Raw genomic sequence first — 26,425 nt, 5'->3', positions numbered from 1 at the left:
GGAATCGTGGAAAGTCCATTTTTGGGTATTTTAGCCGTATTTGGCGTAGTGCTACTACTAGGAGTCACTGGTGGTGTTGTTTATCTAACATTAGCAGATTGGCGCGATCGCCGTCGTCTCGAAGACGAAACCCGCGAAACCCGACGCAGTACTAGCAAGCGAAAATGATTCTATTACAGCATACACATTGCTGTATTCTGCGTTAAAAAGTGTTTATGTAGGGATAACAGCTATTCGTATCCCTACATAATCTATATCTATCACCCCCACCAATACTCATATTTATTGCTACATTATATATAAGTCCAAAAATATTAAAAATCCGAATGGGAAGGGAGAATACTTTTAACATGGAAACCCAACAATCAACATCCCAACCAATATATCAAACAAATATGCCATTTTCGCTCAATCAGGGTGAAAAACAACAAGCCTTGTCCAGGGTAATTGCCAGAATTTGAGAATCTCTAGATATAGATATCATTTTTGCCGTCACAGTTAATGAAGTCCGTCAATTACTAAATACTGACAGAGTAGGAGTATTTCGCTATGATCATGAATTGAGTGGGGAAGGTGAATTTATCTATGAACCCATATTCCGCACTTCATTTTGTAATATGCGAATGTTTCCTTAATTTTATTTTTTATTGTCCTTAAAAATACATATTTTATCAAATATTTTAAGTTTTAATACGTAAACCTTTGACCCTTATTAAGAATAATTCTTGAAAAGGCTCATACTACATTATGAAGTGCGGAATGTCGGCTATGAAGATGTAGGTCAGTAACCCAGCCCTAAAGGGACTGAGCTTGCAAGAAAAATCAAACAAGCTCCATAAAAAAGATGCTCCAATCTTGTGGGATGGGCATCCTGCCCGTCCTGATATGATTAGCAGGCTGTTTATGCCTGCACCACAAGAAATTTTGGGATATTTTTTTATTTGGAAGTCTCTAAATTACATGAACTTGGTTTCAGCAGTGTACTAGTAGAAATAGAAAAAAATATACCTGTTTATAGCCAGAAACTACAAACAAGTACAATAAAAAATAATAGTAGTTTATTAAAAAAACAATAAATTAGTCGTTATCCCATTCTTCACGTCCGATTAAATCACCAATGCGATCGCGGAGTAAAAAATCACATTTCTCTAATTCACATTCCACACAAACCCACTCTCTGGCTGGGATGAACTGGCAAAGTGTATATATTGGTTGCTGACGGCCAATCATTCCTCTTTCAACCAGTCGGCGTGCTTCGTCCTGAATCACATTCAGAGAGTAGTAATTGTAATTGATAGAAGGCACCGTATTCACACTCATGATTTTTTTCTCACAAAATTACATTTAGAAACTGTTCCCGTTATTCACGAAGAACAAAGATGACAATAATTAAAACTGTGTCCAGGGTTTTGTAGTTTGCTATACGGAACTATTATCATTTTGACGCTATACACCTCCAAATTATCTAAAGAAATGTTAAGTTTGTCAAGAAAACATGACATTCGTGGTATTTGAACTTCATATTATTAAGATAACAGTAGTTAAGACTACTAATCAAACCTAGATATTTATATTTTCAACATTAATTTGTATAAAAATAATTAAAACCATGCTAGATTTGCTGCTATGCTAACTGTACTAGTTTATATGGATTCATGTTTTTTAACATCTACCCTAAGATACAAGATTTGCAATACCCATAATTCACTAAAAATAGGAAATAAAGGCATTGCTAATTATCTTTGTTTAGATGGCTCCCACAAGCCAGAAGTTCCAGATTTCTTTATATTTTTGTCAATGTTGCATCAATCATTCGGCCATTTCTTCTGCTACTTCATCCATACTTGATGATGTCCGTTTTTGTTCTAATTGATTCAACAAACTCAGCACCTTAGTACCTCGTTCGATAGAATGATCTTCCATAAAGATCACTTCTGGAGTCCGCCGTAATCTGATTCTAGCTCCCAATTCACTGCGGACGTAACCTGTAGCTGATTTTAAACCAGCCATTGTTTCCGTTTTAGCTTCCTCGGTTCCATAAATACTGACAAAGATTGTAGCGTGTTGGAGATCCCCAGAAACATCCACATCGGTAACACTGACCATTCCTGTACCCACACGGTCATCTTTAATACCGTTGAGTAGCATTTGGCTAACTTCCCGTTTAATTAATTCAGCAACGCGGGAAACGCGGCGATTTGTAGCCATATAAATTCCGCCTTCTCACAGAGATTTGATAACATGATTCTAAATGCAAGTTCGAGTGAACGGTGCTTGAGGTGATAAAATCAACAGCAACAGTCCAACGCACTAAGCCGTTTTCTAGCTCTATCCTAGATTGTATTCAATCCCAACATAGCCCGGACGGTAAGCGTTACGAAAAAAAGACCACCCGCCAAAAAACCTAAAATAGCAATTAGCGTTACTGGGCGTTTTAAGAGTGGAAACAGCGGCTCTAGGCTGTTTAGAAAAACACCAAGAACGATACTAATCAAGTACCGAGGGTAGCGAAAGACGTTATCCCAAAATCCATCAAACATTTGAATTTAGACTGCCTTATTATAAAATGTAAGTTTGTTTTTGCGTGGTTTGCTTGCCCTAATTATAATATACAGCTATCCTATTTGATTGTTCTATAGAAGAGAGTTTTTTATTATCATTGCTGAGTAAAAGTATTAATATACCTCATGTCTCACGCAAAGGCGCAAAGACGCAAAGAATTAAGGTTGCAAAGGTTAATATTTTAATATGGCTTCGCCACGCAGGCTATCAGCAATGCCTGATCTAGATTTCATTGATTAGTTAGTTTTTAGTTTAATCATAAGTAGATGGTAAGTCAAATCCTTAAACAAACTTACCCACGGCCATTTTTAAAGTGGGCTGGGGGTAAAAGTCGCCTAATTTCACAATATCAAGCTTATTTTCCCAAGGATTACAAAACTTACTATGAACCATTTTTAGGTGGTGGAGCAATTTTCTTCTATTTGCAACCATCTCAAGCCATTTTGACCGATATTAATGCAGATTTAATTCTTACTTATCGGTGCGTTAGAGATCATCTTGAGGAATTAATAGCTTTGCTACAAAAACATAAGCAAGGACATAATTCCGAGTATTACTATGATGTGAGAAATTGTCAGAATGGGACAGATTTAGAAAAAGCAGCTCGGTTTATTTATTTGAATAAAACTTGTTTTAATGGACTTTATCGGGTGAATTCTCAGGGGAAGTTTAATGTCCCTGTAGGAAAATATAAAAATCCTGGTGTTTGTCAGGAAGAAGTTTTAAAAGTGGCATCTGTTGCCCTAGAGAAAGTAGAAATTAAACACGCTAATTTTGATGAAGTGCTAAATTATGCAACTGGTAGTAATGACTTTGTTTATTTTGATCCACCTTATTATCCTCTAAGTCCAACTAGCAATTTTACGGCTTACAGTAATTTTTGTTTTGATGAAAATCAACAAATAAAACTCAGGGACATTTTTATTAAATTAGCTAATAAAGGCGTAAAAGTCATGCTATCTAATTCTGACTGTCCATTTATTCGTGATCTTTATAGTGGGTTTAATGTTCACACCATATCAGCAGCGAGATCAATTAATTCTAACGCGCAGAGAAGAGGGAAAATTACTGAAATATTAGTAACTTCTTATAGCAGGGAATAGCGTTAAAAGTCTGGGAATATATGGTTTTTTAGGTAAATGATTTTGTTGGGTAACATGAGCGTCAACCCAACCTACTAATTTAAGGAATACCTTAACTTTAATTGTTCTTAGATTCAGCATGACCGTTACGAATAGACCATGCTAATTCTAACATTTGCGTCCAGCGTTTTTGCAGTTGTTTAGGAGTACATTGGACTGCTTTAGAAATAAGTAAATCACTTTGACAAGCGGTTTTCAATTCAAAAATTTGCTGTTGCTGTGGTGTAAGTTTATTCCAAAAAATATCCCATTGCAGGGAAGTTAAACCTAATTTGTGTTCTAAACCAGCACCCAACCATTGATGAACTAATTGCCATTGATGCTGTTTGGCAAACTTCTCAACGTGATATTTAAATCTTTGTTGTAAATAATCGCGTTGACGACTGGTTAAACCGAGAATTTGGTCAATTTCTGGTGCAGAAAGATCCTGAAGTTTGAGAGTCAAGTAATTCATACAGTCAGATTGTCCTTGAGACTCCAGATATTTCATCAATTCGGTAATCACCCGATTGCGTTCTGACTCCTCAGAAGGATCAAAACCAGGTTTAGCAATCATTTGTGAGCGAATTTGCTGGACGGCTACATTGCGTTGATAAGATTCTGCTTCTTCCGTTTTCGCAGAATCTACCGCCATTTCAATATCTACAGTAGTTTCTTGCGGTTGACGACGGGCAAAACCTTGAGCGCGTAAAACAATTAACTGTTGATTAGCACCACCAGGTAAATTAATCCGGCGTTTGGCATACTGTTCTGTAAATGCCATATACTCAGCTACTTGTAACTGAGTCCGAGGGGTATAATTTTCCGGTAATTCGGTTTCCCGACGAAAAGCTTTAATGGCTTCAATATAAAAAGCTTGTAAAAAATCTTCAATGAGATTGTAACGAGCCTCAAACCCTAAATCTGAGCCGGCCATGGTCACATGACGATAAACAATTGCGCCCAAACTGCTGTGTAATTCTACACGTCCTTGTTTAGAACCGAGTTGGTAGTAACGCAGGCACTTTTGTAAACGATGTCTTCCTAAAGTAATTTGCCAAGACTGAACTTGTCCTGAATTTTGAATGCGGGAGCTTTTATCACATATCCGTTCTACTTCTTTGGCTATGCGTCCGACGACATCTTGCACACCGACAGATGTAGCTTTGACTTGAGATTGCATCTCATGGGATAAAAGTTGCACCAATGTATCGCTGGTGGGAACAGATAATTCTTCAAGAGAAATATAGCTATCAAAAGCAGATGTAGAATTAGGCAGATTGGCGATGTTAGCTTTCATACTTTTGGGTGAAATTGGTATTGCACCTTAACTCAAACGCAGATACAGTATTTAATGCCAGTGTTAGAGATGAAAATCTTTGGGGATTTATTCCTGAAAATTCACCAACTAGACGGCTGATATATAAACACTGTCATAAATTTCCAAAGTTAAGGGCTTGTTAATGGTGTCGCTGTATTTTTAGCCACTAAATCAAAGATGGCACATAAGATATTTACTCTGAGGACAAATTGCCAAAAGCTTAGTCATGGTAAGATTGACTGATGGCATACGTGGTGTAGCCATAATTTCATGACCGGGAATTTTAGATTTTAGATTTTAGATTAAAAAAATTTGGTACAAGCCCCGTCATTCTCAAAACGGAAAAATTGTCAATCCAAAATCTAAAATTTTCGAGCTTCTACACTTGTTTGGTGGAGTCAATCCAAAATCCAAAATCCAAAATCGAGTGACTTATAGATTACGGTGGATGTGAGGATGACAATTTTAAAATTGGAATAAGGTAATCTTGACACTCTCAGGTCTAAAGACACTGAGATTCTACAGACAGAATTAGTTTAATCTAATTCTCGTTACGGTGGTCAAACACCGTCTAGTGAGTTTACTTAAATTGAGTTTAAGTTTTCCCGTTACTTTTTTTAAGATATTCGCTGATCCATTAAGATCAGCATTTACTAAAAACTTTTCACCTGTTAAGTAAAGTCCTCTCAAAATTCGTCTTCCAGATGCTTTCCACCCTTCGGGTTTTTCACCGTACTTGGGTAGGGAGTCTCCATCTAAAAAACTTGATTTTGAAGTATAACTCTCCTCTGTCAGGTGAAAGTTGATCCCATATTGGCAACACAGTTGATTAAGTCGATCTTTCAACTTACCTAATGGCATTTGAACAAACTTTTGATTGTTCAAGTTACCCATATTGGAATTCAGTTTAAACCCATCGTTCCAACCTAGAACTAAGTTACCTATTTTATTTTTGAGGCAGTGGTCAATAATCAACCTTGCACTTTTGTTGATCCCATCTCTCATTTGATGGTTTCGTTTTCTGGTAACTCGATCTAACCAACTGTCCCAGTAGTCGCTTGACTTGCCTTCTTTTTTAGTAGAGACTCTTTTATTCCAGAGTTGATTGTCAGCTTTCAATTTTCTTGAGTCAATTAAAAAAGAATTACCTAAAGTGTCTACACAGGCTGCTAAATTATCGGCAGTTCCCAAGTCAATTGATAGGGCTTCACTAATATTTAAGTCAGTGATCTTTTTCTCAACCAAATAAGACAACTCCAGGTAAAAAGCCCCATTTTTGGGTAATATAGTCAACTCTTTGATCTTTGAGAAATCTAAGTTAATTGGCATCAGGAGAAAGAATTCAGATATTCCAAACCATCTTTTTACTGTTAAACCTAAAGGGAATCTAATTTGATTATTTTCAAGAGTTGGCTTACCCGCTCCAGTATTAGGAAAGGCAACTTTAAAAAGTTTAGATCCTTCGAGATAACTAGGAGGCTTAGGTTTAAAAAGTAACTCACCTTTGTTGAACTTGTTTTTTAATTCTTTAAAGGATTTAAAAGCTTCGCTTACTGAGATTAGTGTTTGTTGAGCAACTACCGAAGGTAGTGAACTTGCTAATCTGGTCTTGCTCACAGTTGACTCATATATTAGGTCGAATTTACCAGTGAGTAACTTACCAGTTTTGAAAAGTGTTTGTCTAGCAAAATAGACCCCTGAGTTATAGAGTTTACCTGATTGTTGACAAAGATACTCTAATATTGCTTTAGTATCTTTATCAGGGGATAATAGGACTTGTTGAACTCCCATTAAGGGTTTATTTTTGACCATGATTTGGATTTTTGCTATTATATTTATGATTTCACAAAATGATAAATTAATCAAGAAGAACGTAGGCGACTAAAGTCGCACGAGTCGCTTATATCTCACCGTCTTTAGACGCTGAGTTTTACGCTTACCGAGAGATTTATAAATTAGCGCAACGGAGTCCAAAACAAAGGGTTGCACTTATAAAGCTTTATTCTTAAACCCAAGTAGCTACGGCTTCCCAACCTAAACCTCTCCGAATAATAACTGGTTCTTCATCGGTCAAATCTAATATGGTAGACACTTGATATGTAGGTTCTTCGGTGGTGTCAATAATGATATCTACCAATTTATCAAAATGGTCATATAAATCTACCCGTGACCACATTGGTTGTTGTCCATTCTCAACGATTTCCTCCTCTTCGTCATTGGCTCTGACATGAGCCGAAGTAGAAATAATCGGGTTTCCTAATGCTTCCATTAATGCCAAACAAACGTTATGATTTGGCACTCGAATTCCTGTGGTTTTGCGTTTGGGACTTTGCACTAGACGCGGTACTAGTTTGGTTGCAGGGAGCAAAAATGTGTAGGGTCCTGGTATTAACCGCTTCATTAGTCGGTAGGCTGTATCACTTACGAAGGCATAAGTCGCCACATTGGAGAGTGAGGGACATAAAAATGTCAGTGGTTTATCATTTGCTAACTGTTTGATTTGCCGCACTCTTTCCACCGCCGACTTGGCATTCAAATCACAACCAATTGCGTAGACTGTATCTGTAGGGTAGAGCATGATAGCGCCACCTAAGAGCGCTGACTTTACTTCCTCTATTCGGCGGCTTTGAGGATTATCAGGATGAATGGTGAAAATTTTGGACATAATAGGGTGGGGAATGGGGAATGGGGAATGACTAATCACAAATAAATTTATGAATAAAATCGCTTATCTTCAATGTCCAACAGGAATTTCTGGTGATATGTGCCTGGGGGCTTTAGTCAGTCTCGGTGTGCCTGTGGAGTATTTGGTGGAAAAACTCAATGGCTTGGGAATTGAGCAGGAATACCAATTATGGGCGGAATTTGTTCAGCGTCAAAGCCAGCAAGGGACTAAGGTTCATGTGGATTTGGTGGATCATCACCATCATCATGATCATGAACATCATCACCACCACGACCGTCATTTGCCAGAAATAGAGGAGATGATTCTCCACGGGAAGTTACCAGCGCGAGCGCAAGCTTGGAGTTTAGCTGTATTCCGACGGTTAGCAGTAGCAGAGGGGGCTGTTCATGGCATCGCACCGGAAAAAGTTCATTTCCATGAAGTTGGTGCTGTGGATGCGATTGTGGATATTGTTGGTACTTGTTTAGGGTTGGATTGGTTGGGTATTGACAGCAATCAGGAAGGGTTGCCTTTGCTATACTGTTCTGCGTTTCCTACTGGAGGTGGAACTGTTCATGCTGCACATGGACGCATGGCAGTACCAGTACCGGCGGTGTTAAAGTTGTGGGAAATGCGGGGTTGTCCAGTTTATAGCAATGGTATTGATAGAGAATTGGTAACACCAACGGGGGCTGCAATCGCTACTACCTTAGTTCAAGACTTTGGTTCTCCACCACCAATGACTATCAAACAGGTAGGATTAGGAGCGGGTTCTCTAGATTTACCTATTCCTAATATACTACGGCTCTGGTACGGTGAAAATGAATCTTTACAGCCTGATAATTCTGATTTAGGGGCATATTCCCCAAATTTAGAAACCATTACGGTTCTAGAAACTCAAATAGATGACTTAAATCCGCAAGTATTCGGTTATGTATTTGAGGCTTTATTTGCTGTTGGTGCGGTGGATGTTTTTACCCAACCTATAGGAATGAAAAAATCTCGTCCGGGAATTTTATTAACTGTTATTTGTCATCCAAATAATGTAGCTAGTTGTGAAGCGGTGTTATTTCGAGAAACTAGCACTTTAGGGATTCGTCGCACTACTCAAGAACGGTCAATTTTACAACGGGAAATTCAAAAAGTCGAAACTATTTATGGGACAATATCAGTAAAAGTTGCCTGGACAGGAACAGCCGCAGTCAAGGTAATTACTAATATTCAGCCAGAATATGAAGATTGTGCTATTTTAGCCCGCAAAAATAATCTTCCTTGGCAAGAAGTTCATCGGTTAGCATTACAAAGTTGGCATTTAGAACATACAAAATAATTATGGCATTTTGCATATACGGCATTAGAGGTTGTTTGATAGCGAAGCGTGGCGTTAGCCATAAAGTATTAGATGAAACCAAACCGATAATCTCCAAAAACCTAACCCCCCTGCCCCCCTTCCCTCCTAGGGAAGGGGGGTTTCAAAGCCTCTCCCCGCTTCGGGGAGAGGTTTACAAGAGGGGTTTGTTTATACATTAAAAACTTGTTCATTCATCCTCTTATAGAGCAGATAGATTCTATGTTTTATCTATACTCAAAACGGTTGGGACATAGACTTTTATAAAATCACGAAAAACCTAGATTTGTAGGGGTTTAGCAGTACTGATATGTGTCAACTTCACGTAAAATCATAGCCCGCCCGGGAATGAATTCCCAGTCTAATAGCCAAAGTTATCTAAAGATAACTAAATATAAAAAAAATCTTTAGTCCACTTCAGTAGACTTTGGTTATTAGCCCTGAAATATGGCTGACGCTGAGGGGGTGTGGAAGCCAACGGATAAGTAAAGACCTATTGGAATACACCCTTATTTAAGTTGACACTTATGAGCAGTGCTAAACCCTTACCTGCTTAAATCAAATAATTAAGCCGTTTTGAGTATAACTATGGACAGATATTGTTGTTAACGTTGATCAGCTTGAGATATGTCGCTGGGCTTAATATAAGATTTAAAGTGCAATCATAGTAACGGCTGAATTAGGAAAATAATGAAGAAAATTATCCGTTGCTTAATTTTGGGTGGAACACTGTTTTTTTTGTTGAAAGCTCTGAAAGATAATTGGTTGGGGGTTAGTGCTATTCGCATTAATGGAACTGGATGGTTAATGTTAATAACGGCTACGGGTGTAACTTTATTTGCTCATATTTGGGCGGGTTGGATTTGGACTTGGGTACTCAAGGAGTTAAATCAATCTGTATCTACTATTGAGTTTATTCGAGTTTATTTAAAAACGAATATTGCTAAATATTTACCTGGTAATGTTTGGCATTATTATGGGCGAGTTATGGCGGCTAAAAATGCTAATATTCCTACTAATATTGCTACTTTGAGTGTTTTGTTAGAACCACTATTAATGTTAGCAGCAGCTTTAATTATTATTGTTTTATTTGGTGGTAAATTAGTTGTTAATAATCTGAATTTTAATTTAATTATTTTACAATCTCTGGCTTTAATAATTGTCTTGGGTATACTTCACCCTCGATTTTTAAACCCAGCTATTCAACTTTTAGATAAGTGGAAAAATAAGAAGTCTAATGCAGAAAATGAGCTAGTTAATAGTTTTATAATTAAACGCTATCCGGTGAAACCTTTATTGGGAGAATTAGTTTTTTTAGGGTTGCGTGCTTGTGGATTTATTTTAACTATGTTGGCGTTAAATTCTTTAACTTGGCAGCAAATACCCTTATTAGTGGGGGCTTTTAGTTGTGCGTGGGTGTTGGGGTTAGTTGTTCCGGGTGCGCCTGGTGGTTTGGGAGTGTTTGAAACTACGGCGATATTACTACTACAATATCATTTTCCGGCGGCTTTGGTAATTAGTGCGATCGCTCTTTATCGTCTCATGAGTATCTTAGTAGAAACTATTGGCGCGTCCTTAGCTTGGTTGTATGAAAGAATTAGTAAATAATCTTCATGAAGCTATTTGATAAATTGCAGGACGGTATTTAGGTTCAGGAATAGATTTACCCTCTAATTTTGCAGTTTCTAACCATGCTGCTTTTGCTTGCAAAACTTCAGATAATGCTTCTTCTTCAGTGTCACCAAATGCAGAACAGTATTTTAAATCAGGAATATCTGCTATATAACCCCCGTCTTCTTCACTGTAGAAAATATTAATATGGTAGTTTTTCATTCTTAATCCTCTAAAGTTAATCCATATTCCTCAATGATAGCTAAAAATTGTTTGATTTGATATGGAACAGCTTGACCATTTCGATTTTGTAAGTTAATAAGTTCATCTATGTTTTGATGAATAAAAATATAATGACTGCCATTAACTCTTGATAAACAAAATCCAAAGGCTTCAACTAAACTTACAAGTTCATTAAATTGAATATTTTTAGAACCAGAAAGAACTTTATCTAGTAACTTTCGTTTTTTTGACATTTATCAACTCATAGCATTTTTTTGTAAAACTGCGCTCAATTTTTTCGATCTCTGTTTAGATGTTTTTTAGCTTAATAAATGGGTAATACCCACCATTATTTGGATTTTATAGGTACTACCCAAAGACTAACTTTTAATCCCCAGTAATAGAAAGTTCACTCACCCAAACCCTGGGAGCAACTCCTCCTGGTGTTAACTCAACTTCCTTCTCCACATAAACAATTGATTTCAACAACTCCAGAAAATCACCAGCTACCGTTGCAGACTCAATACTGGTTTTCTCACCCTTGTTAATTAACCAACCATGAAAAGGCAAAGAAAAAGAACCTTGTAAAGCCTTAACACCCGCATGAAGCGCTTGTAAATCATCAATTAGAATCACATTTTCCGCAGTATCTAAACTCAATTCTTGTTCCGGTGTACCTGCTGCAAACACATGATAGAAATTAGGACTGACGCTGACTTTTGCGCCAATACTAGCATTACCAGTAGGTTGAGCATTTAACCGTTTAGCAGTTCCCGCACTATGCAAAAAGCTAGTTAAAATGCCATTTTCTATTAACTTAATTTGCCGAGTTGGTGTTCCTTCACCATCAAAACTTTCAGCCCCAATATTAGCAGGGTGTAAAGCATCATCATAAACTGAAAGTAAAGGTGAAGCAAGTTCTTTACCAATATCATCAGTTTTCGATAAACTTTGATTATCAAGGATACTTTGGGCGTTAAATAAATTAGAAAAAGCCCCCAACAAACTTAAAAAAGCTTCAGCAGAGAAAACTACTTGATATTTACCAGTTTTGATTTTTTCATAATGCAAATGACTGATAGTTTTCTCAGCAGTTTCTTTGATACAACCGGCAATATCTAAATCAGCGACACTTTCTTTAACTCGATAAGCACTACCACTGCGGGGTTTCTTACCTTCTTCTTCAGTTTTGCTGTACAAAGAAATATAAGCGAAAGAATGAGATTCAGTTCTCACAGCACCATCACTATTGAGATAAAATCTGTCAATATCCTTTTGTGCTAAACCATTGTAAGGCACACTTGTAATAGCCGGATGAGTTGCTAGTAATTCTTTTTCTGCTACTAATAGCTTTTCTATCAGTTCAGAAACAGGTGCTTGCAGGGCTTTTTCTCGATGTTTATTAGGGATAGGAATAGTCGCTTCTGGACTAAAATCAGGAACGTTTTCTTTGACTCCAAAAAAACTGGCTTCGTAAGCTGTTTTCAGGGCTAATTCTAATCCTTGAGAATCTACATCTGTGGTGCTGGTAACACCCATTGTATTTTCTTCATTCCAGACTCGAACTGTTACTCCAGAACGATTGGAAGCTTTGACTTCTTTAGGTTCTCCTTGGTAAACTTGAACGCTGGTATCATCTACGGTTGAGCCGTAAATATCGAATTTTTTAATGCCGAGTTTGGCGGCATTTTCTTGGGCGTAAGTTGCAATTTCTTGGATTTTGTTCATAATCTAATTCACGGTTCACAATTAATAATTTGTAGGTTGGGTTAAGCGACAGCACAACCCAACAAAAGCATCTGTTACGTTGGGTTTCCTTACGTCAACCCAACCTACATAAACATCACATCAATCTTGTTAATCCAAAATTTTTTATCGGCCGCCAACGGTGATGGAATCAACTTTGATATGGGGTTGTCCAACTGTGGTGTAAATGCTGCCGCTGACTGAGCCACAAAAGCCGGGAGCTAGTTCTAAATCTTGGGAACATAGGGAAATTTTATTCATGATTTCCTTGGCTTCACCGATTAAAGTAGCACCTTTTAATGGTTTGGTAATTTTGCCATTTTCTATTAAGTAAGCTTCGTCAACGCTGAAGTTAAATTGACCGGTTGCACCGACACTGCCACCACCCATTTTCTTACAGTAAATACCTTTATCAACGGAGGCAAATAGGTCTTCTGTTGTGTGTTCTCCACAATCAATATAGGTGTTTCGCATCCGACTTGCGGCTGCATAGGTGTAATTTTGACGGCGGCCACTGCCTGTTCTGGGGTGTCCAGTCCGCACTGAACCGGTTCTGTCTGCTAGGAAGTTTTTGAGAATGCCTTTTTCAATTAATAATGTTCTTTGGGCTGGCATTCCTTCATCATCCATATCAATTGTGCCAAAAGCATTATCAGCGCGGCCTTCGTCCCATGCTGTGAGGCTTTCGTGAGCGATTTTTTCGCCTTTTTTATCGGCAAATGGGGTGGTTTGGCGTTCAATTTGGGTGGTTTCTAAAAGATGTCCACAAGCTTCATGGAAAATTACGCCGCCAAAATGATTGGCCATGATAATGGGGTAAGTTCCTGATTCTACGTAATCTGCGTAAAGCATTTTACCAGCAGATTCGGCGATTTGTTCGGAAGCTTTTTGATAATCCCAGGTTGTGAGGAAGTTAGGGTCACTTGTGTTACCAGCCCGTTCACCAATAGAGGAGCGGTTAGCGCCGTCAGCACAAAGCAGGTTGAATGCGACAGACTGAGTGAGGCGGATATCACGGGCAAATGTTCCGTCACTACCAGCAACTAATACTTCTTGCCAATCACGGAAGTAGGAAGCGCGGCGGGATTGAATATGGGTAGCTTTTTTATTGAGTTGGGCTGTACCATCAAGGAGGACTTCTCCCATTTCGCGGATAGAACTGCACAAAGGTAGCCAACTGTCTTTACCGCGTTTGCTGGCGTAGTCTCTGAGTAATTCTAGGTTGATTTCGGGAATGAAGGCGCTCGGACCGGGTAGTTGTAGTCCTAAGATGGAAAGAGCTTTTTCTAAGGCGGCTTTTAAACCGTTGAATGTGAGGTTGTTGGTGCTAACGTAGCAGTCAGCTTTGCCACGAAATACCCGCACTCCTGCACCAGTAGATAAACTGGGGGAAATACTGGTAATGGTGTCTTCTTCGGCTAAACAACTGATGTAGTTGCGATGTTCCAAGAAGTATTCCACAAAATCAGCCCCGGCAGCGCGTCCTAGTCCCAAAAGGGTTGCCAGTGGGGCTTCCCAAGTGTCATCGAAGCGTTCTGTGGTGGATGAATATTGTAAACTGGGCAGTTGATTTGAGAGAAGTAGGGTGTTTGTAAGCATTAAAAGCCTCGTCTGCTGGCGTTATCTATAGATGTGACTGACAATATCCTGGTGTACTCAGTCTAACAAATCTATGAAAGCCGTTGTTGGCAGTTAGGCGGTAGGGTTTTCCGCCATATTGTCTTTTGCAGCAAGGTTCAATAGTGAAGCTTTTCGTAGGAATCAAACCCGCTACAAAATAAATCACAGAACGAAGTCTATCACTGGTTTTGATTATTTCCCTCTGTGGCACAATTGATTGCAATTTACTGTAAGATCGGATATGACGGAAATAAATAATGTATTTTTTATACGGTATGATTTTTGTTATTATATACAATTTGAGATAAAATGCCAGTTTACTCAACTTAATTTTGCAATAATAGAGGTAAACGTTTCCCAAAATTATTAATAACTAAAGAGACTGTTTTATCAACAAAAGGAATCTAAAAAATGAGTTCTTATGCTTTTTGGAACAACAAAGGCGGAGTAGGAAAAAGCTTTCTTTGCTTTGTAGCTGCTTCTGAATATGCTCACCTTTATCCCGATACAGATGTTTATGTAATTGATTTGTGTCCGCAAGCTAATGTTTCAGAAACTTTATTAGGGGGATATCTGAAAAGTCCTGAAGCTCTCAATTCTTTAAGTAGTAAGACACCTCGTGCGACAGTAGCGGGCTACTTGGAAGCACGTCTTAACTCACCCTTCCGAATGATTCAAGATGTATCTCCTTATGTGTGTGAGCCAAAAGAATTTAATCCACAAATACCAGAAAATTTGAGGCTTATTTGTGGTGACAATCTCTTAGAAATAATTTCTGAAGCAATTCGACAAACTTCTCAACTGCAAATACCAATAGATGCTTGGAAGCAGGTGCTGAGTTGGATTCGAGATTTAACAGTTGCTCTGCGTACACATAGTGGTGACAGAGATACTCTGTTTTTAATTGATTGTAATCCTAGTTTTGCTGTATATACACAGCTTGGTCTAGCTGCAGCAGAAGGTATAGTTGTTCCATTCACTGCGGATGATAGTTCACGTCGTGCAATTGAAAATGTGGTGGCACTTCTATATGGTATTAGCGATCCGAATACTGCCCCTTATGCACGAATTAGTTTTGCAAAACGCGCAAAAGATGAAGGTTTATCTGTACCAAAATTACATACATTTGTGAGTAATAGGGTAACTATGTATGAAGGTAAAGCTGCCTCCGCATTTATAGCTGTTAATAAAATTATTAAGAAAACTATGGATGATATACATAACAAAAATCGTCATATTTTTGCTAATCCTAAAGACTTTCCCAGCGAAAATTTTATTGAAATTCCAGATTATCACAGTGCTTGTGTCGTTGCTGCAACAACTGGTACTCCATTACATAAACTTAAACCAGGTCCTAAAACAATTGGTGAGCAGCGAATACAATTAAATCCAGAGCCATTACAAAGGTATCGAAAAGCACTTGAAGCATTTGTAAACTGTCTCTGAGAGTATTACAGTGTCATCACCAGCAGCCTTAAAATATGATTTGGTAGCTCAGAAGGCTCGTGTCTTACGTGATACTGCTACAGATATTCGCCTACGTCCAATATTAAATAGTCACACTCAAATATATTACCATTCAGCTTTAGCAATGTTTGTAGCAGGATGGGAAACGTATATTGAAGAACTAGTTCGCAACTTTTTTGATGTAACTGCAAACCCTTTAAATCCTCAGTTTTATGCTGTACATTCCCTTGCGAAAAATGCCGCAGAACGTTCGCTTAAACAATTTAATACGCCAAATGCAGATAATTCTCGTAATCTTTTAGTTCAATATACTGGTTACGACCCGATAAATGATTGGGTTTGGTCAAAAAGAAATATAAATGCACTAGCCACTCGGCAGATGCTAAACGAGATTCTGCAAGTAAGACACAGTTTTGCTCATGGCTTTCCTATTCCTGCAAATTCTTGGACACAAACATCAACAGGAAAAGTTAGACTGACAGCTAAAGCTATCAAGGATGTTGATGGGTTATTAAAATATCTTGTAGGAGTTACTGATGTTGGTATGAAGCAACATATTCAAACTATTTATGGGATATTTGTATCTTGGTGATATATTACTGAGTTGGCTAATCTGAATAAAGAAATATATTCATACCTTCATCAACTAAAAGAACAGACAATTTTAGGCAAGTCGTGAATTATATAGTTTCAAACTAACTATATTTGATAAAACTGTCAACATCCTCTTTCTCCTCAATTATTAATTTTGACGAGGGTGGATAATTGCCGACTTAATTGTATTTTGGTGCTAAATTGCGAAAATTGATTTAAAACCAATTTTTCTTCAGCAGTTTGTTACTAACAATGACAACAAATATCAACAAACCAAACTGAATTTGCCAAGGTGCTAACACTAAACTCACAATAAAAATGACGGCTGTTAAAACACCTGCAATATTAGTGATTTCATCACCATCTCTTTGGAAGAGATAACCAGTCATTACACCTGTAACTAATGTCATTAAAAAAAATAAAGGCATCTTTGCTAATCTCTAAACTACGATCTACTATTTAATACTAGTAGATTAAAACTATCTTTGGGAGCGTTATTAACATTATACTTAAGTAAGGCAAAATGGCAAGAACCTGATGGGAATCCTATTGTGTGGCTGTTTTATAATGGTGCCATTATTTGCTAAATTAAATTAACACTATCTATTCGTGCTGAAATCAATTTAACACTTTCAATTTGAATATCCAATGTTGAACATTTCCCAACTCCTTGCTACTGAACTCAATCTTAGACCCAACCAGGTACAAAATGCCCTGGAACTGTTAGCAGAAGGGGCGACAATCCCCTTTATTGCCCGTTACCGCAAAGAACGGACTGATGAAATGGATGAGGTGCAATTGCGAGATTTACAAGATAGGCATAATTACTTAACGGAATTGGAAGAAAGAAAAAAAGTTATTGTCAATGCGATCGCTCAACAAGATAAACTTACCCCAGAATTAAATGCAAAAATAGCATCCTGTTTACAAAAAACCGAACTTGAGGATTTATATTTACCCTATCGCCCCAAACGCCGGACTCGTGCTACCATTGCTAGGGAAAAAGGTCTAGAACCTCTCGCAAGATTTATTCAAGCTCTGAATATTAAAAATGGTATTTCCGCATCATTAGAAGCAGAAGCAGCAAAATATATTTCGGAAACTTTGGGAGTAAAAAGTGCAGATGAAGCTTTGAAAGGTGCATCTGATATCTTAGCGGAAGAAGTAGCAGAAAAAGCAGAATCACGCGCTTATATACGCGACTATCTTTTAGAAAATGGGCTGTTTATTTCTCGAATTAAAGACGAACATCCCGAAGGGACAACAAAATTTGAAATGTACCGCAATTATCAGATTAAAGTCAAAAATATTGCCCCTCATAATCTGTTGGCTTTATGTCGAGGAGAAGATGAAAAAATCCTCAGTTTTGAAGTTGCTTTTGATGAAGATATCGTCCTTGGTTATTTAGAATCTCAGGAAATAAAAACCAAAGTTAGCAATATTAGAGATTTTTATCAAGCCATGATAAAAGATGGTTTTAACCGCTTGATGAAAACTTCCTTAATTAGCGAAGTAACTAACGAGAAAAAAACCTTTGCTGACATAAAATCAATCAAAACCTTTGAAACAAACTTGCGAGAATTGCTATTATCAGCACCAGCAGGAATGAAACCGACAATGGCTATAGATCCTGGTTTTAGAACTGGGTGTAAAGTCGCTATACTAGATGAAACAGGTCAATTTTTAGAATATCAAGCCGTATTTCCCCACCAAGCAGTAGAACAACGCCAAAAAGCCGGACAAACTATTAAAAAATTACTGGAAAAATACCAAGTTCAATTAATCGCTATTGGTAACGGGACAGCTTCGCGGGAAACAGAAGAATTTGTAGCAGAAGTATTACCAAATATAGCCCATAACCCAGTTAAAGTCATGGTAAATGAATCTGGTGCATCTATATATTCTGCCAGCGAAGTAGCTAGAGAAGAATTTCCGGATTTAGATATTACCGTGCGGGGTGCAATTAGTATTGGCCGCAGATTACAAGATCCTTTAGCAGAATTAGTGAAAATAGATCCTAAATCAATTGGTGTCGGACAATATCAACATGACGTTGATCAAAAATTACTGAAAAAGAAATTAGATGAAACAGTAGAAAGTTGCGTTAACTATGTGGGTGTAGATTTAAATACAGCTTCCAAAGAACTGCTTACATTTGTATCGGGAATTACCCCAACCATAGCCAATAATATTATTGCCTATCGCAACGAAAATGGCGCATTTAAAAATCGTCGTCAACTTTTAAAAGTAGCCAAATTAGGACCAAAAGCCTTTGAACAAGCAGCAGGTTTTTTAAGAATTCGTGGTGGTGAAAACCCTTTAGATAATACCGCAGTTCATCCAGAAAGTTACTCCCTAGTGCAATCTATCGCTGCTGATTTAGGAGTATCCTTAAATCAAGTTACACAAATTGCGGAAAACCTTAAAAAAGCTAACCTGAAAAAATACGTTACTGACACTATTGGAGAACCAACTCTGCGGGATATTCTCAGCGAATTAGAGAAACCAGGAAGAGATCCTCGGGCTGAATTCAAATATGCTACCTTTAAAGCGGGAATCAAAGAAATTAGGGATCTAACAGTAGGAATGTCACTAGAAGGAATGATTACCAACGTTGCTAACTTTGGTGCTTTCGTTGATATTGGTGTACATCAAGATGGCTTAGTGCATATTTCCCAACTTGCTGATAGATTTGTAGATGATCCCAAAAAAATTGTCAAAGTTGGACAAGTTGTCACAGTCCAAGTTTTAGAAATAAATGAAAAACTCAAACGCATAAGTTTATCAATGAAAGGAATTAAGCAATAAGAAGAAGAAGTCAGTAGGGGCAATCCCCCTGTGGTTGCCCCTCTTGTGGAGTCAGGAGTCAGGAATTAGGAGTCATACCAATTCTATGTGAAGTTGCGTCAAATAAATGTAGAGACGTTCCATGGAACGTCTCTACAAATAAAAATAAAGCACATCTTCATTCAGAAATAGTATCAGGAATTAGAATAATTATAAAATCACAGAATCAACACTAATAAGTTAATTCTCTCTGTGTCTGGAGCGACTCTGCGTGAAAAAAATCAACTCTAACCTCAGACAGATAATAGTTCTACCCAACAAAAGATGTCAAACATTAATCCATATTTGAGAATAGTGGTTAGCCCTGATATTGCTATTACTGAGGTAAAAAAATGTTGGGATATTTTTTCATCGCCCTCGCTACAGCTTTAAGTTTGCTAATTGTTGACTTAGTTGTTCCCGGTGTCAATATTGCTAATTTTCCTGCCGCTTTAATTGCTGCTGTTGTGATTGGTTCAATTAATAGTGGCATTAAACCAACTCTCAATATCCTATCTCTACCTTTAACATATCTCACCTTGGGGGGATTTTCCCTAATTGTCAACGGAATTTGCTTTTGGTTAGCATCAGTTTTAGTTCCAGGTTTTCAAGTTCAAGGATTTATCGCTTTTATTATCGGTCCTGTAGTTCTGTCTTTAGCTAATACCTTTCTCAGTAAATACTTTGCAGAAAAAGGTTTTGAATTACAAGATAGTCAATAGATAAGCCAAATTTAAAACGAGGAAATACAGCAGATTTCGCTCTAATGAGGTACAAACTTGAATTATGAAACTCTTGTAGTGCGGGCATCTTGCCCGCTATATATGTACCTCATAACACCGGAAAGTGCTGTATCCGTCAGAAGATTGACGGCGGTTAAAATCGCCCGTGTCGCTTCCCTCTCAGCACTAAAGTGACTGAGTTTCCCGCATACCGCGAGGTTTTATGAACTTATTGCGTATACTGCTCGGTGTATTTTTACCCCCATTGGGGGTTTTTCTGACAGTTGGATTTGGTCCAACTTTGTTAATTAACATCTTGCTGACTCTGCTTGGTTGGCTTCCTGGTAGCATTCATGCAGTTTGGGTAATTGTCAAGCATGAAGAAAATATTAATAGAGAGGCAAGTAACTAAGTAGGTGTACATAATAAAAGCGAAATTTATTGCGTTTTGTAAAATGGCTGAAACTCAATCAGAATCTTGCGTTGAGACACCTTTGTATACCGTTACATACCTTTAAATTTTCCTGTTTACCTACTTAGTTGCTTATTTGCTAATTTTTCTTAACTTATGCTATAGTATGCGAATGGCATACATACCACTGGTGAAAAGCGGTCGAATTTCTGGGATTGCACCCAAATACGTTGAGGAGATATGCGGATGAAGGGAAAATCAAAAGCATCAAAAACCCCGCAGGACAAAGACTGTATGATGTCGAATCATATGTCAACGGTAGCTCAGAACGAGCTACCATTATTTGTTACTGTCGAGTTAGTTCCTCAAAACAGCGAGATGATCTCGATAGACAAATCGCCCATAAGCAATCCCTCTACCCAGAAGCCAAAATCATCAAAGACATCGCCTTGTGGAATCAACTTCAAAAGGAAAGGATTGCAATCCTTACTGGACAAGCTTTTGCGAGGAGATAAGTTCACGCTTGTTGTTGCCTGTCGTGATAGACTCGCAAGATTTGGATCTTAGCTTGTTGAACTTGTACAGTATATGGTCGAACAAAACGGTGGACAAATCGTGGTTCTCGACGCAACTGTACATTGCCCAAATACTGAACTCACCCAGGATTTACTCTCAATCCTTCACGTCTTTTCATGCAGAATGCACGGCAGGGGAAAATACTCTAAAAAAATCAAGGAAGATTTATCTAAGCCTGACACCTGCACAGAAAGCGATAATTAAGCAATGGTTTGGTATTTCTAGATTTGTTTACAACAAAACTATCAAGTTATTGCAAGATGGAGAAATCAAGGCTAATTGGCAAGCTATAAAGACAGGTATTCTTAATGATTTACCTGACTGGTGCAAAAGTGTTCCTTATCAAATTAAATCAATAGCAATTAAGGATGCTTGCAAAGCAGTTAGCAATGCCAAAAAGAAATACAAAAATGGCGGAGGAATAAGTCGATGTAGATTTAGATCCAGAAAATATCCAGTTCAATCCTGTTATATTCCCAAATCGGCAGTGCTGGAAAAAGGAATTTTTTACACCATATTAGGCGAAACATCCTATAAGGAATCTTTGCCCAAAGGATGTGGAGACTGCCGATTAGTTCTCTCTCATGGTGATTACTACTTAACAGTTCCCGAAGAAAAACCGCGACTCGATGCCGAAAACCAAGGACGAGTCGTGGCTTTAGATCCAGGGATCAGAACATTTTTAACATTCTTCTCCGAGGATTCTTTTGGTTGGTTGGGAGATACTGCTAACATCAAAATTCAAAAACTTTGCTTTAAACTAGATAAGTTAGTTAGCAAAATATCTCAAGCTAAATGCAAACAAAAAAGAAGACTTAAATTAGCCGCAACTAAATTGAGAGGAAAGATTAAGAATCTTGGATCTGAATTACACAAAAAGACTACCAAGTTCTTAGTTGATAATTTCGATGTAATTCTTTTACCAACTTTTGAAACATCTCAGATGTCAAAGAAAGGAAAAAGAAGGATTAGATCCAAATCAGTCCGGCAAATGCTAACGCTATCGCACTATCAATTCAAACAATTTATTAAACACAAAGCATTTGAATACAGAAAAATAGTGCTGGACGTGAATGAAGCCTATACTTCAAAGACTGTTAGTTGGACTGGCGAAATAGTTAAGAATCTTGGTGGTTCTAAAACCATAAAATCTCCATCCACAAATAATGTCATGGATAGAGATTTGAATGGTGCGCGGGGAATTTTTCTCCGTGCATTGGTTGATACGCCTTGGTTGAGAGAAAACCTCAACTTATGTATTTGTTAACTTTTGTTAGCAAAAAAGTATCGGTACTTACTAAGTATAGCGAGAAGAAAAAACAGAAAAGATCCCCGACTTCTTTAAGAAGTCGGGGATCTAAAATAAATTATTTAAGCGCGAATATCTTTTTCTTTGAATAAATCAGCCGTTGCTAAAAGTAACTCCCGTAAAGTTTGTTTTAATTGACGTTCTTTTTTCGCTATAACTCCACCTGCATTTGCCAATTTTTGTTCTAGAAGTGAGTAACTTTCTTTGACTTGTAAGGTGATAGATTCAGCTTTTGGATGGGATTTATCACACCATTGTTTGGCTTCATTTAAATAATCCTGTACCTCTTGATCACTTCCACTATAACGTGCCGATAAATTTGCTCTGACAATTGCTGATTGTGCTTGTAATTGTGCATAGCGTTTCTTTAATAATCCAATTTCTTCACTATCTTGGATAGAATTAATTGCTGAATCAATCGCAATTTTCGTATCTGCTGATTTATTTTGACTGGTTTCTACTATCTTCGTTAAAATTCCTTCAATTTCTGTTTGTAGTTCTTCTTCTTCTCGATCTAATTGAGCTTGTAGACGCTTAATATCTGCTTGTGTTTTGACAATATCTGAGTGTTTTTTCAGATTTATAGCTTCCATAGCCCCTTCAATTGAAGCTACTACTCCTTCTTTAACTTCACTACCTTTTTCTTGTAAATTATCAATGACGGTAGAAACAGCATCATTAACTAAGTTACGCAGTTCATGAGAACCTTCTTGAAACTCAGAACCTACTTGAGAAATAGCAGATTTCACAATTTCTCGAATCCGTTCAGCTTTTAATTGTCCTGTTTCTTTCGCTTGGCGTAAATCTACTTGAATTTGTTCTTTAACGTTCTTATTAATGGTCATACTGAATATAAATCTCATGTAACACTTACACTCATTTTGGCGAAATCTTCTGGCTATAAACACCCTCTAAAGAAATAGAACCATATCTATCTTCAGGTAGTGCAAAGGACATTAACAAGAATATCTCTGAATTTTTGATTTTTTAGGGAAATGTTACCAATTTATGAAATAATCAATATTGGTCAATCAGTAAATTTTAATTATGTGGCGCATAAATATCACTTGTGATAGTGAAGCATGGAAAGTATCTGGTGTTGAATTTAAGAAAATGGTAGAAAAATACCAATGTGAATTGGTTGGTTCTAAAAAAATGCCAGATGGAAACCGGATCATGTCCTATAAAATGGAAGATGTCAGCGAAGCAGAAGCTTTTCAAGAAGAATGTACAAAGTTTATTGGCTTTATTTCTGATTTTGAAGCTTTATGAAAAAACTCATAACATTGATATTATGCACACTTTGCTTGTGGACTATCAATTTTACTTTACCTGCTAACGCTTTAAATACAGACCCAAGGGCGGAAATTTTTAGTGTCCATTGTGCTGGTTGTCATATTAATGGAGGAAACATCATTAGACGTGGTAAAAACTTAAAAAAGAATGCACTCAAAAAATATGGAATGGATTCTTTAGAAGCGATTACAACGATTGTTACTAATGGCAAAAATAATATGTCAGCCTATAAAGATCGTTTAACAACAGAGGAAATTCAAAACGTTGCAGCTTATGTTTTGGAACAAGCAGAAAAAGATTGGAAATAATAATACCAAAAATATGACTTTACCTCAAGACAGCTATTTACAATTTACCCCCGACTTAAAGATTTGCCGAATTTTGAATGGAATGTGGCAAGTTTCTGGAGGACATGGACGCATTGACCGTACAGCCGCTATTCAAGCGATGTTTGAATATGTAGATGCTGGTTTTACAACTTGGGATTTAGCAGATCATTATGGACCAGCAGAAGATTTAATTGGTGAGTTTCGTCGTCAATTAATTGCGACTCGTGGTGAGGAAGCAGTTAATAATATTCAAGCTTTTACAAAATGGGTTCCCCGGGCTGGGAAAATGACAAAAAAACTGGTTGAGGAAAATATTGATATTTCCTTGAGAAGAATGGATGTTAAATCATTAGATTTAATGCAGTTTCATTGGTGGGACTATAAAGACTCTAATTATTTAGATGCTCTTAAATATATGGCAGAGTTGCAAACAGAAGGAAAAATCAAACATTTAGCTTTAACTAATTTTGATACGGAACATTTACAAATTATTACAGAAGCAGGAATCCAGATTGTTTCTAATCAAGTCCAGTTTTCTCTTGTTGACAGAAGACCTCAAGTAAATATGGTGAAATTCTGTGAAGAACATCATATAAAACTATTTACCTATGGTAGTGTTTGTGGTGGTTTATTATCAGAAAAATATTTAGGTAAACCAGAACCAAAAAATTCAGAAATCAATACTACAAGTTTGAGAAAATACAAACAAATGATTGCTAATTGGGGGAGTTGGCGATTATTTCAAGAATTATTAACTACCTTGAAAACCATTGCTGATAAACATCAAGTGAGTATTACTAATGTGGCTGTAAATTACATTTTAAATCAGCCAGCAGTGGGTGGTGTAATTGTGGGTGCAAGATTAGGAATTGCGGAACATTTAGAAGATAATGCTAGGGTATTTAGTTTTAATTTAGATGCTGAAGATATAGGGAAAATAGATGCAGTTTCTCAACAGTCAAAAGATTTATATAAGTTAATTGGTGATTGTGGGGACGAGTATAGAAGGTAATAGCAATTTATTGTAGAGACGTTCCATAGAACGTCTCTACAGAAGTTTCAATATACTCGTTAACTAAGCGCATCTTTCTCTAAAAATGGTATAACAACTGAAATATAGCAATTTTATCAAATGCTTAATCATCTATTTGTGCTTAGGTTGAAAATTCGGCAATTCTACAGATGCTAAAGATTTGCGTCCCTTGGGTGGTCGTTGTGGATAAATCAATGGTGAAGGAGACCTATTGTCAGATGTATTACCAGCCAATAACTCCGGCAAAATATCATTAGTTGGTAAACTAGATTCTGTTTCCGGGGAAATATCTAACCAAAAATCTTCCATTTCCACAGTATTTATCTGAGGGCTGAGGGAAGTGGAAATAATTGGTAATTCCTGGATTAATGATCTTGAAAAATCTTCCTTTCCAGAATTTTCATTAATACCATAAGGATCAATTTCTAGCTGCAAATCCTGTTGAATTATTATTTCTGGTTGTTCATGATTTCCAGGAGTAGATACTAAACTTTCTAAAACAGATGTATCAGCTTGATGAATATTTACCTCAGTTTCTGTCTCCTGGGTCGTGGCTTCATCCGGTGATGGTGTAATAAAAAACCGATGAATTATCCCTTCTAATTGCTGGTCTAAAGATAATACTTCAGAATTATCTACAGTTGTTGATTGTATAGTTGATTCATTAACTTGTGTAGGCTGGGAAATTGATGGTTCTTGATGGTGTGTATAGTTTTCAGCCGTTGTTGCTGTCGGTTTAACCCAGGAACTATTAACAGAATCGTGCAGAGAATCTCCTTCTCCTGTCCAAGGTCGAATAGGTTGAGCGTTGGGAAACAAAGACCTGGCTTTGCGGGCGAATCTCGTTTGTTTGTGGATGACATCATGGGGATGATGAATATGATCCTCTAAATTCTCATGACTAGGAATTGGAGTATCTAGACATTTTTCCAGCGCCGATTTGAATTGCATAGTCTGTCGTTGTTGACGCATTAGTCTAGCCCGCAATTCACGACAAGTATTTTCGGAATGTAATAACTGCTGGGACTCTTGACTGTAATTAGTTTGTAGCAGAGAACATTCTCTTTCTAAATGCGCTAACCGTTGTTGGCTAATTTGCAAATTAGCTTTATAATTTTCAATACAAATTTCTTGTTCTTGAACTGTTTGTACAGAGATTTCTAACTGCTGATACAGGGAATGAATTTGCTCTTGACCAGCAGAAAGTTCTTGATTTTGTTGGTTAAACATGGATTCCGTAACAGTAGACCGTGTTTTGTGCCACTGCAAAATCTTTTCGGCTTCAGCTAATTCAGTTTTTAGCTGCTCTACCTGAGTATATAGATGATTATTAGCTGTAGTTAATTCTGTATTTAACTTGATTAACTGCTGGAATTCTAAATTAACCTGTGCTTGTTGATCAATGTTAGGTTCTGCAATCCAGTCTTGTTGGTTGCTGTCTTCCAATTTTTCCATAACTACGGTTTCACATTAACAATCCGTTTATAGTGAGTGAAGTTGAACTATAGTTGGCCGATAGCGTGGCTTGAGCTTTGTGAAAGATAAATTTGTTACGGTCATATTGTGGTTGTTTACAAATACGTAGCCGTTATTACTTATTTACACAAAGAAAAATTGACAGTGGATATTTCATAATTGTTAATTA

At 37.3% G+C, this 26,425-nt stretch carries 26 protein-coding genes and 1 pseudogene; 14 read left to right on the top strand and 13 right to left on the bottom strand.

The window, feature by feature from the left end:
- The first annotated feature begins 6 nt into the window (after positions 1–6).
- Positions 7–168 (top strand): hypothetical protein, encoded by a 162-nt coding sequence (locus tag EZY12_07345; protein ID QSX69425.1) that lies wholly within the window; start codon positions 7–9, stop codon positions 166–168.
- 909 nt (positions 169–1,077) lie between these two features.
- Here the strand turns inward: EZY12_07345 and EZY12_07340 are convergent.
- The 3 genes from EZY12_07340 to EZY12_07330 form a co-directional block, all read right to left on the bottom strand.
- Entirely contained in the window at positions 1,078–1,320 is a 243-nt protein-coding gene (locus tag EZY12_07340; GenBank protein ID QSX69424.1) for a DUF4327 family protein, read from the bottom strand.
- A gap of 489 nt (positions 1,321–1,809) precedes the next feature.
- On the bottom strand, positions 1,810–2,208 hold the full coding sequence (gene rbfA / locus EZY12_07335) for a 30S ribosome-binding factor RbfA (GenBank protein QSX69423.1): 399 nt from the start codon (positions 2,206–2,208) through the stop codon (positions 1,810–1,812).
- A gap of 125 nt (positions 2,209–2,333) precedes the next feature.
- Positions 2,334–2,540 carry a DUF751 family protein gene (locus tag EZY12_07330; protein ID QSX69422.1) on the bottom strand — a complete coding sequence of 69 codons (207 nt, stop codon included), beginning with the start codon at positions 2,538–2,540 and terminating at the stop codon, positions 2,334–2,336.
- 288 nt (positions 2,541–2,828) lie between these two features.
- Between EZY12_07330 and EZY12_07325 the strand changes: the two genes are divergently transcribed.
- Positions 2,829–3,665 carry a DNA adenine methylase gene (locus EZY12_07325; GenBank protein QSX69421.1) on the top strand — a complete coding sequence of 279 codons (837 nt, stop codon included), beginning with the start codon at positions 2,829–2,831 and terminating at the stop codon, positions 3,663–3,665.
- Positions 3,666–3,762: 97 nt separating this feature from the next.
- On the opposite strand, the gene EZY12_07320 is transcribed toward EZY12_07325, so the two are convergent.
- From EZY12_07320 to EZY12_07310, 3 genes are all read right to left on the bottom strand, one after another.
- Complete coding sequence (locus EZY12_07320; protein ID QSX69420.1) at positions 3,763–4,983, bottom strand: HetZ-related protein; 1,221 nt, start codon at positions 4,981–4,983, stop codon at positions 3,763–3,765.
- Between the two features lie 552 nt (positions 4,984–5,535).
- Positions 5,536–6,795: a transposase gene (locus EZY12_07315; GenBank protein QSX70560.1), complete on the bottom strand. Its 1,260-nt coding sequence runs from the start codon at positions 6,793–6,795 to the stop codon at positions 5,536–5,538.
- Positions 6,796–7,009: 214 nt separating this feature from the next.
- The gene (locus EZY12_07310) at positions 7,010–7,669 is read right to left on the bottom strand and encodes a threonylcarbamoyl-AMP synthase (GenBank protein ID QSX69419.1); all 660 of its coding nucleotides are present in this window, start codon (positions 7,667–7,669) and stop codon (positions 7,010–7,012) included.
- A gap of 49 nt (positions 7,670–7,718) precedes the next feature.
- Between EZY12_07310 and larC the strand changes: the two genes are divergently transcribed.
- Together larC and EZY12_07300 are read left to right on the top strand one after the other, a co-directional pair.
- Entirely contained in the window at positions 7,719–8,999 is a 1,281-nt protein-coding gene (larC, locus tag EZY12_07305; GenBank protein QSX69418.1) for a nickel pincer cofactor biosynthesis protein LarC, read from the top strand.
- 708 nt (positions 9,000–9,707) lie between these two features.
- Positions 9,708–10,625 (top strand): UPF0104 family protein, encoded by a 918-nt coding sequence (locus tag EZY12_07300; protein QSX69417.1) that lies wholly within the window; start codon positions 9,708–9,710, stop codon positions 10,623–10,625.
- A gap of 3 nt (positions 10,626–10,628) precedes the next feature.
- On the opposite strand, the gene EZY12_07295 is transcribed toward EZY12_07300, so the two are convergent.
- The 4 genes from EZY12_07295 to EZY12_07280 form a co-directional block, all read right to left on the bottom strand.
- Positions 10,629–10,850: a type II toxin-antitoxin system HicB family antitoxin gene (locus EZY12_07295; GenBank protein ID QSX69416.1), complete on the bottom strand. Its 222-nt coding sequence runs from the start codon at positions 10,848–10,850 to the stop codon at positions 10,629–10,631.
- A gap of 2 nt (positions 10,851–10,852) precedes the next feature.
- Positions 10,853–11,104, bottom strand: coding sequence for a type II toxin-antitoxin system HicA family toxin (locus tag EZY12_07290; protein ID QSX69415.1), 252 nt, complete (start codon positions 11,102–11,104; stop codon positions 10,853–10,855).
- 133 nt (positions 11,105–11,237) lie between these two features.
- Complete coding sequence (locus EZY12_07285) at positions 11,238–12,578, bottom strand: TldD/PmbA family protein (GenBank protein ID QSX69414.1); 1,341 nt, start codon at positions 12,576–12,578, stop codon at positions 11,238–11,240.
- 144 nt (positions 12,579–12,722) lie between these two features.
- Positions 12,723–14,195, bottom strand: coding sequence for a TldD/PmbA family protein (locus EZY12_07280; protein ID QSX69413.1), 1,473 nt, complete (start codon positions 14,193–14,195; stop codon positions 12,723–12,725).
- 432 nt (positions 14,196–14,627) lie between these two features.
- On the opposite strand from EZY12_07280, the gene EZY12_07275 reads away from it, so the two are divergent.
- Positions 14,628–15,662 (top strand): AAA family ATPase, encoded by a 1,035-nt coding sequence (locus tag EZY12_07275; GenBank protein QSX69412.1) that lies wholly within the window; start codon positions 14,628–14,630, stop codon positions 15,660–15,662.
- A gap of 10 nt (positions 15,663–15,672) precedes the next feature.
- A complete protein-coding gene (locus tag EZY12_07270) occupies positions 15,673–16,275 on the top strand; it encodes a hypothetical protein (protein ID QSX69411.1) in 603 nt (200 codons plus the stop codon).
- A gap of 217 nt (positions 16,276–16,492) precedes the next feature.
- Here the strand turns inward: EZY12_07270 and EZY12_07265 are convergent, their stop codons facing one another.
- A complete protein-coding gene (locus EZY12_07265; GenBank protein ID QSX69410.1) occupies positions 16,493–16,705 on the bottom strand; it encodes a hypothetical protein in 213 nt (70 codons plus the stop codon).
- A gap of 220 nt (positions 16,706–16,925) precedes the next feature.
- Between EZY12_07265 and EZY12_07260 the strand changes: the two genes are divergently transcribed.
- The 5 genes and pseudogenes from EZY12_07260 to EZY12_07240 all read left to right on the top strand — a co-directional run bounded on the left by EZY12_07260 (position 16,926) and on the right by EZY12_07240 (position 22,080).
- Positions 16,926–19,085 carry an RNA-binding transcriptional accessory protein gene (locus EZY12_07260; protein QSX69409.1) on the top strand — a complete coding sequence of 720 codons (2,160 nt, stop codon included), beginning with the start codon at positions 16,926–16,928 and terminating at the stop codon, positions 19,083–19,085.
- A 371-nt stretch (positions 19,086–19,456) separates the two neighbouring features.
- Entirely contained in the window at positions 19,457–19,825 is a 369-nt protein-coding gene (locus EZY12_07255; GenBank protein ID QSX69408.1) for a phage holin family protein, read from the top strand.
- 223 nt (positions 19,826–20,048) lie between these two features.
- A complete protein-coding gene (locus tag EZY12_07250) occupies positions 20,049–20,237 on the top strand; it encodes a YqaE/Pmp3 family membrane protein (protein ID QSX69407.1) in 189 nt (62 codons plus the stop codon).
- A 172-nt stretch (positions 20,238–20,409) separates the two neighbouring features.
- A pseudogene (locus tag EZY12_07245) lies at positions 20,410–21,017 on the top strand (IS607 family transposase).
- Entirely contained in the window at positions 20,989–22,080 is a 1,092-nt protein-coding gene (locus EZY12_07240) for a transposase (GenBank protein ID QSX70559.1), read from the top strand. The pseudogene EZY12_07245 and the gene EZY12_07240 overlap by 29 nt, the downstream one beginning before the upstream one ends.
- Positions 22,081–22,184: 104 nt before the next feature.
- Here EZY12_07240 and EZY12_07235 read toward each other — a convergent pair whose 3' ends face one another.
- A complete protein-coding gene (locus EZY12_07235) occupies positions 22,185–22,961 on the bottom strand; it encodes a histidine kinase (protein QSX70558.1) in 777 nt (258 codons plus the stop codon).
- A 208-nt stretch (positions 22,962–23,169) separates the two neighbouring features.
- Between EZY12_07235 and EZY12_07230 the strand changes: the two genes are divergently transcribed.
- The 3 genes from EZY12_07230 to EZY12_07220 are packed head-to-tail and all read left to right on the top strand — an operon-like array spanning position 23,170 to position 24,759.
- Positions 23,170–23,394, top strand: coding sequence for a hypothetical protein (locus EZY12_07230; protein ID QSX69406.1), 225 nt, complete (start codon positions 23,170–23,172; stop codon positions 23,392–23,394).
- Complete coding sequence (locus tag EZY12_07225; GenBank protein QSX69405.1) at positions 23,391–23,726, top strand: c-type cytochrome; 336 nt, start codon at positions 23,391–23,393, stop codon at positions 23,724–23,726. Before EZY12_07230 ends, EZY12_07225 begins: the two co-directional genes overlap by 4 nt.
- A 13-nt stretch (positions 23,727–23,739) precedes the next feature.
- The gene (locus EZY12_07220) at positions 23,740–24,759 is read left to right on the top strand and encodes an aldo/keto reductase (GenBank protein ID QSX69404.1); all 1,020 of its coding nucleotides are present in this window, start codon (positions 23,740–23,742) and stop codon (positions 24,757–24,759) included.
- 132 nt (positions 24,760–24,891) lie between these two features.
- Here EZY12_07220 and EZY12_07215 read toward each other — a convergent pair whose 3' ends face one another.
- A complete protein-coding gene (locus EZY12_07215; protein ID QSX69403.1) occupies positions 24,892–26,235 on the bottom strand; it encodes a hypothetical protein in 1,344 nt (447 codons plus the stop codon).
- Positions 26,236–26,425 lie beyond the last annotated feature (190 nt).

Origin of the sequence: Dolichospermum sp. DET69, assembly GCA_017355425.1 — a bacterium.
Taxonomy (GTDB): Bacteria; Cyanobacteriota; Cyanobacteriia; order Cyanobacteriales; family Nostocaceae; genus Dolichospermum.
This window is presented reverse-complemented; position numbering and strand designations above follow the sequence as displayed.